This window comes from Deltaproteobacteria bacterium, assembly GCA_019308905.1.
GTDB lineage: Bacteria > Desulfobacterota > BSN033 > WVXP01 > WVXP01 > JAFDHF01.
The window spans coordinates 23,942-31,181 of the sequence record JAFDHF010000060.1 but is presented as its reverse complement, the minus strand read 5'-3'; the positions used below and the strand labels follow the sequence as shown (position 1 = coordinate 31,181).

At 56.8% G+C, this 7,240-nt stretch carries 8 protein-coding genes; all 8 read left to right on the top strand.

The window, feature by feature from the left end:
• A partial coding sequence (locus JRJ26_16400; protein MBW2059071.1) for a hypothetical protein occupies nucleotides 1-848 on the top strand: 848 nt, incomplete at its 5' end.
• Nucleotides 849-1,327: 479 nt separating this feature from the next.
• Nucleotides 1,328-2,767 (top strand): HD domain-containing protein, encoded by a 1,440-nt coding sequence (locus tag JRJ26_16395; GenBank protein MBW2059070.1) that lies wholly within the window; start codon nucleotides 1,328-1,330, stop codon nucleotides 2,765-2,767.
• A 23-nt stretch (nucleotides 2,768-2,790) separates the two neighbouring features.
• On the top strand, nucleotides 2,791-3,576 hold the full coding sequence (locus JRJ26_16390) for a tetratricopeptide repeat protein (GenBank protein MBW2059069.1): 786 nt from the start codon (nucleotides 2,791-2,793) through the stop codon (nucleotides 3,574-3,576).
• 59 nt (nucleotides 3,577-3,635) lie between these two features.
• Nucleotides 3,636-4,610, top strand: coding sequence for a 50S ribosome-binding GTPase (locus JRJ26_16385; protein ID MBW2059068.1), 975 nt, complete (start codon nucleotides 3,636-3,638; stop codon nucleotides 4,608-4,610).
• Between the two features lie 189 nt (nucleotides 4,611-4,799).
• Complete coding sequence (locus tag JRJ26_16380) at nucleotides 4,800-5,771, top strand: diguanylate cyclase (protein ID MBW2059067.1); 972 nt, start codon at nucleotides 4,800-4,802, stop codon at nucleotides 5,769-5,771.
• Nucleotides 5,772-5,801: 30 nt separating this feature from the next.
• Nucleotides 5,802-6,215, top strand: coding sequence for a PilZ domain-containing protein (locus JRJ26_16375; GenBank protein ID MBW2059066.1), 414 nt, complete (start codon nucleotides 5,802-5,804; stop codon nucleotides 6,213-6,215).
• A gap of 149 nt (nucleotides 6,216-6,364) precedes the next feature.
• Nucleotides 6,365-6,895, top strand: a complete 531-nt coding sequence (locus tag JRJ26_16370) for a DUF4124 domain-containing protein (GenBank protein ID MBW2059065.1) — start codon at nucleotides 6,365-6,367, stop codon at nucleotides 6,893-6,895.
• A gap of 142 nt (nucleotides 6,896-7,037) precedes the next feature.
• Complete coding sequence (locus JRJ26_16365) at nucleotides 7,038-7,223, top strand: hypothetical protein (GenBank protein ID MBW2059064.1); 186 nt, start codon at nucleotides 7,038-7,040, stop codon at nucleotides 7,221-7,223.
• Nucleotides 7,224-7,240: the final 17 nt, after the last annotated feature.

Genomic DNA, 7,240 nt, shown 5'->3' with positions numbered 1-7,240 from the left:
TGTGGGATATCTTTCCCGAGGCTGGTGGTGATTTTGAGGAGATGGGACAGACCTGGAGCACGCCGGTGGCCGGCAAGGTGAGGGTGGGTTCGGAGGAGCGGATGGTTGTCTTTATTGGTGGGGGGTACGATACCAACCAGGACGACGATCCTGTGGTGGGCTCAGACCTTGCGGGTCGGGCGGTCTATGGTGTCGATCTTTTTGACGGGACCCTGGTGTGGAAGTACACCTTCGGTGACGACCCCGACATGGCCTACTGCATCCCCAGCGAGGTGGTGGCTCTGAGTACGGATGAGGACCCGGAGGGCCGCATCGACCGCCTCTACGTGGGGGACACCGGCGGCCAGATGTGGCGTTTTGACATCAGTGACCCCGATCCCGCCAACTGGACAGGGACCATGATCTTTGATGATTCGGCAAGTGGGCGCAAGATCTTCTATCCCCCGGATGTAGTGATTGAACAGAACTATGAGATGCTGTTCTGGGGGACCGGGGATCGGGCCAACCCGAAAAACGAGTCGATCATCAACCGGATCTACGCCCTCAAAGACACAGATCCGCTTGCCCCCCTGACCGAGGCGGATCTGGTGGACGTGACGGCCAACCTCGTCCAGGACGGCACCGATCAGCAGAGGACCGACACCCTGGAAGCCCTCAACACCCACCAGGGATGGTACATCAACCTCCAGGACAACGCCGGCGAGAAGGTCCTGGCCCCCGGTGTGGTCTACTTCGGGGTGGTCTATCTGACCAGCTTCACCCCCACGGCGACTCTATGCCCTCAACTACAAGACCGCCGCAGCCGTACTCAACTTCGATACAACAAACGACACCCTGGACAAAAATGACCGATCCAAAATCATCGGCTCAGCCATCCCCTCAGGCGTGGTCATCGGTGTTATCAGGGGCCAGGCAGCGGGTTTTATCGGAGTAGGTGGGGGGATTTTCTCGTCGGGAATCTTCCATGGGTTGGCCATAAGCCGGATCTACTGGCGCGATCTACTGTAGAACCGAAAGAAATGCGCAGACAGATCCGATCCATCTCCCAGCCTTCTGGAGAGGCTGAGCCAGCGGTCTATCGCCCCGGTCCCGGGCCTGCCTCTCCGCCTCTTGAGGGTTTGCCGGATAGGTGCCCTGCGGCGTGAGCCGCGAGTGAATGGACGGAATTGCATCCCCGCCGGAGAGAGAAACCATCGTCAAGTGGACAACGTCCAAGGATCCTCGATCGAAAAGTGATGAGCCCCGACTCTCCTAAGGGTTGATTCTTTTGGGCCGTGGGCTTAAATTTCTGAAGAGGGTGGAAGCCTCGGGTCCAGGTAATGACGACATGAAGAAGGCGAGGGGGCCGATGGGTCCTCTGTTCAATCCCCTGGAGGGGACGAGTCTCATCGCAGATCCGATCTATCAGTACATCCTGATGACCGACCGGTGGAGGGGGGCCGAAGAGGCCACGGAGAGGGACCTGATCGATACGCCGTGGCTGCAGAGGCTCAGAAGGATCTACCAGCTCCAGAGTGCTCGGTGGGTGTTTCCATCGGCCGAGCACAGCCGGTTTCAGCATTCTCTGGGCACAATGCACGTGGCAGGAGCCTTTGCGCTCCATCTGTATCCGTTCTTGGAACACGTCTTCGAGGGCAGAATACCCTCGGAATTCTACGTGGAAGAGCTCCTTCGCCTCGCCGGGCTGCTCCATGACATCGGGCATGGACCCTTCTGCCATTTTTTCGATGAGCACGTACTCAGCAGGTTCGGCCTGACCCATGAGATTCTCAGCCAGAGGATTATCCTGGAGAGGCTCGGGGAGATGATCAGCATGGTCCGTCGGAGTCCCCACGGAATGCTCCGGGACGATGAAGAGCTCCGGCCGGAGCATGTGGCTTTCTTGATCAAGAAGCCGGACGGGTCGTCTGCCGCTGACCATCCTCTCTGGCTGCAGTACCTTCAGCAGTTGTTTCGTGGAATTTTCACGGTTGACAACATCGACTATGTTTTGAGGGATTCCTACATGACGGGGGTGGCTGTGGGCCCCGTGGACTGGAAGAGGATGCTTCATTATGCTCTCTGTCACCGTGAAGGGCTGGCTCTGGACAAGAGGGGCGCCTCGGCCCTGAGCATGTTTCTCAATGCCCGGCTCTATCTCTACACAAATGTTTACTACCACCGGACCACACGGTCCATCGACCTCCAACTGGGAGAGATATTTGCCCGGACAATCGAGATCATTTTTCCTTTCAATCCCGCAGACCATCTCGACCTGTACTGTGAACTGACTGACTGGTCACTCATCGAGGGGGTCCGACGGTGGGAGGCGTCGAAAAACCGGGAAAAGAGGGAGTTGGCTGCCAAGTGGAAGGATATCCTGGCGAGGAGACTTAAGTGGCGGAGTGTCTATGAGACGACCTTGACCATAAAGGATCTTGAAGTCGGCCGAGCCGGATTTGTGGGGAAGTACGAAGTCGAGCGCAGGATTCGTGAGAGTCTTCCAATGGGAATGAGGGACATAGAATTTCACGTGGACATGGCCCTTCACGACCCCAGACCCCTCAACCCTCTCCATTCGGAGGATTCGCCGCTCTTGATTTACGACCCCACTTCCGGGAAGGTATCGAGAGAGCCTCTGGAAGAACTGTTCAAGTACATTCCGGCGAAAGTGGCCATATGCCGTGTCTATGGGACACTCCCGGAGTACAGGGAGATTCTCATGCGTGCCGTTACCAGAACCCTCGGCTCCTCGGACTATCTCGGATCCTACCCGACCAATGTATGAGGGTCGGAGGCTGGAGGGCGTGAATGAAGGACAGGGAGAGAACTCGAAGACCCGGGAGGTCAGATCCGAGTGTGGGGGTTGATTCCGGACGGGGGGTAAAGACTGAAACGGTTGTGCTTCTCATGGTGGCTGCCTTTTTCGCGGGACTTGTTGTGGGATCTGTGGCAGCCCTTCTCAAGACCTCACGACTGGAGCAGGAGGGCGTGGCGGTCTTCCCGGGCCGGACAGAGGCGCCCCAGCCACCCACGGTCGATGTGCTCGGGAAGATCCAGCGACTTCGAGACCTGGTAGAAAAGGATCCGGGAAACCGCGACGGGTGGGAGCGCCTCGGCGACACGTATTCCAGAAACGGCCGGTACGTCGAGGCGGCCGAGGCATACACGGAGGCCATAAGGGTCGGCGGGGGGAAGGCCGATCTGCTCGTGAAGCTCGGAAATGCCCATTTTGACGGGGGGGCTTACCAGAAGGCCGTAGGGGCCTACCTGGAGGCTCTGAACATGGATCCGGACAATGCCGACGTACTCACCGATCTCGGGGTCGCATACAGGAGAACAAAGAGGCCGGATAAGGCGGTCGAGGCTTTCAGGAGGGCGATTCGCTCCGACCCCCATCATTTAAACAGCCGCTACAACCTGGGTGTCGTTCTCCTACATGACCTTAGAGACATACAGGGGGCGGTGGATGCCTGGGAGGAGTTTATCAGGATAGCCCCCATGGATGAGAGGGCGGGACAGTTAAGACGGATGGTCGAGACCCTGAGGACTATGTCACCGGGCCGAGAGGTTGGGCCGACAGGCCGCGGCTCTTGACGAAACAGGATCGGGTTCGCTGAAGGAGGTCTTTGTATTCCCGAACAGAGGAGGTGGATATGCCGGCCAACCTCCCTCCAGAGTACCTGGCAGCCGAGGAGAGATTCCGGCGTGCGAAATCGCCCCAGGAAAAAGTCACGGCTCTTCAAGAGATGCTCTCCGTCATTCCCAAACACAAGGGAACGGACAAGCTGAGGGCACAGCTGAGGAGCAAGCTTTCCAAACTGAGAGAGGAGTCACAGAAAAGACGGGCAGCGGGGAGAGGCTTCTATCTGTTCAACGTAAAGAAGGAGGGGGCTGGCCAGATCGTTCTCGTAGGTCTTCCCAATGTCGGCAAATCGACCCTCTTATCACGCCTGACCAACGCCTACACGGAAGTGGCCGACTACCCGTACACAACAAGGATTCCCATAGTGGGGATGATGGATTTCGAGAATATCCAGATTCAACTCGTCGACGCCCCCGCTGTGACTTTGGAACTGGGCGAGGCCTGGTTCACCAACCTCGCAAGGAATGCAGACGGCCTCGTGCTGATGGTCGATCTGGGCGATGATCCCCTGGTCCAGATCAAGGTACTGCTGGAGAAACTCGAGGAGGTGGGGGTCTCTCCCGTGGACGGAGAAGGAGGCTCTGCCCCTCAGGAGAAGAGGATGGTCATCGTGTGCAACAAGGCCGATCTTCCGGAAAGCAGAAGGCATGAGGAGGCTGTCCTGGAGGCTTTCGGAGGGAGATTCCCCATCCTTTCCATCTCGGCGAAGACGGCTATGGGTTTGGATCCTCTGAAAAAGAGACTCTTCCAACTTCTTCATATCATTCGGATCTACAGCAAGATCCCGGGGAAGGAGGTGGACTACAGCGCGCCCTTTGTCTTGCCCGAGGGAAGCACGGTTGAGGAGATGGCAAGGCTCGTGCATAAGGATCTTTTCAAGAGATTGAAATTCGCCCGCATCTGGGGATCTGGAAAGTTTTCGGGCCAGAGAGTGAAGAGGGGTTTTGTCCTCACCGATGGAGACGTGGTGGAACTCCACACGTAGAACGGTCGAGCTGAGGCACCTCAGACCGAGTGGTTTTGGGGGTTCTAGGGGGAGTGAAGGGCAAGGGAGGAGTAAGCATTTTGACATCTACCCGACAATTGGGTATGATGGCACATCAGCCTTCGTTGGGATTGTGGTTTGACTTTTTTCGTTGAAGAGCCCGAGGCGGCGGAAACGAAGAATCGAGCCATGAGAAGAGAAGATCTTGAGATTCTCCTCATCCAGGTCGACACGGGTGGGGCGGAGCAGATCAGGCGAGCCCTCCAGGGTTACTATCCAAATGTCCGGATCCAGGTTGGTACGACGGTGGAAGAGTGTCTGGGATTTCTGGGAGAAAAGTCTTACGATATTCTGCTGCTGGGCTACGAGTTGCTGGACCGTATGGATTTCAACATCCTTGACAGGGTGGTGGGCAACCGAGAAGCGCCGCCCGTGATCGTTGTTGTCAGGCCGAGTGAAGTGTGGGCTGCGGTGAGTGCGATGAAGGCGGGGGCCTTTGATTATGTGGTTCAGTCAGGAGAGTATCTGCTGACGCTCCCCTTTGTGATTCAACGGACCCTCAACTATCATCGATCCCTGAAAGAGGTCCTCTCCATGAGGCGGCGTCTCCGTGGAATGAGTCAGCGGCCGATTGGCAGTCCCCTGAGAGAGAGCGGTGCGGTGCGGGATCTGGGAATCGTCGATCGATTCACACAGATCTATAACCAGCAGTATTTCGAGAAGAGACTCGCAGAGGAAATCGACAGGGCGAGGCGATATCTCTATCCTCTCTCTCTGTTGGCCATAGACATAGACGGTCTTGGTCTGTTACAGGATTCCGTGGAAAGGGATCAAATCGTTTCTGGGGTGGCCCAGATGGTGAGCCAGGTAGTCCGCGAGACCGACCTGGTCGCCCGCAGGGTACAGACGGATTTCGGCACGCTCCTCTTCCATTCTGATATAGAGGGCGGTCGTGGGGTGGCCGAGAGAATACGTCAGCGTGTGGAAGAGCAGGGTGTGGGCGAGGATCATGGCCGCGGAAGCGTCACGGTCAGTATCGGTATCAGCGGCTTGTCGCCCGGGGATGACCGCCCTGACACGTTCATTTCTTCAGCAGATCTGGCCCTTTATCATGCCAAGGTCAAGGGCGGTAATCAGGTCGTTCTTGTGGAGAAGGGCTAGAGGCAGCTTTGTTTTCAGAGGAGGAAGAAGATCGGCTATACAGGCGTTGAACGAAGGAGATTCAGTCGGCTAAACAGTCCTCTTGCTGTTCGGTTTCGTTTGGTTCCCTCCCACGAGGATGAGCCCGCATCGGACGTGGCCGCTGGCAGAACGAGGGATGTTTCGGGCGAGGGGTTCTGCCTGGAGACCAACACCGTGATCATGGGGAGGATACATGTTCTCGGTGAGGCCATGGGCGGAGCTGGGAGACTGGGGCTTACCATAGAGATTCCGGATGAGGAGCCTCCTTTGGAGGCGCTGGGGGAGGTGGTATGGTACGATCTGGCGCCCAAGGATTCGGAGTTTAGATTCAGGGCGGGAATACTGTTTGCCGAAATGGACGAGGAGGCCGGCAGGAGATGGCGGGAATTTCTTTCTACGATAAGGAAAAAGAGGTTTTTTTGACACTTGGATGTCACCGATTTCCATGAGGGTTGGCACATTATTTGCTATTTTCCGGGCAATCAGCCTCTGCAAGGACGGGCTCCAGACGGGCCAGCCGGAGGCTGATTGCCTGTTTTTGTTTGGCCCCGATTCGCTCTGGAGGATAGGTGATGAAGGCCGTGGTCGTTCTGGTGGTAATCCTGTGTTTTCCTGTCCTGGTGACTTGCGGAGAGATCTATCAATGGGTAGATGACAGGGGAGTCACCCACTTCACCGACGATCCGGGCAGTGTTCCTGAGGATTACCGGAGCGAGGCCCAAGCATTGGAGATGCTTACAGGGCAAGAGGTCGAGTCTTGGGTTGAAGTGACGGGCGAGGAGGACGAGGGGATTCTCATAGAAGACGACCTCAAGGAGAAAGACGAGGCGTGGTGGCGTAAAAGGGCGGAAAAGTGGAGAGCCAGACTGCAAGAGGGGTATGATGAATATGAGAGGGTGAGGCTCAAGTACAACGCCCTGGCAACGGAATTCAACGCTTCAAAGGATACAGAGAAGAGGAAAGAGCTCAAGGCTCAACTCGATAGGATGCGGGATGAGATGGCGAAATCCAAGGCCAAGATCGACACGGCGCGGAAGATGACCGAAGAGGTGCTCCCGGCTCAGGCGAAGAAGGCCGGCAAACCCGTCAGTTGGGTCCGTTGAGAGAGCCTGCTGGCTGGTCTGATTGGGAGGGGGACATCTTTTCTGCCGTTTCATGGGAGAGAAAGTGGCGGGAGACAGATAGGAACAGATAGGAAAGGTTGTCTGGAGTGACAGGTATTTCACCTTAGAGATGGGAGATCGGATGTTTCCTTGTGTCGGACAGATTGTCGTACCAAAGGCCGATGAGCCGACTCGTGACGGCTTGGGAGTCTGCCGGATCTGCGGCAAGACGCTGAGAGGAAGCGATCAGAGTCTGGCAAGAAAAGCCAAGCTCTGTGTGAGCTGTTATGTCCGGTCAGTGAAGTCCGTCCCCAACCTAGTTCAGTGAGAGGGTTCCCAAGTGGT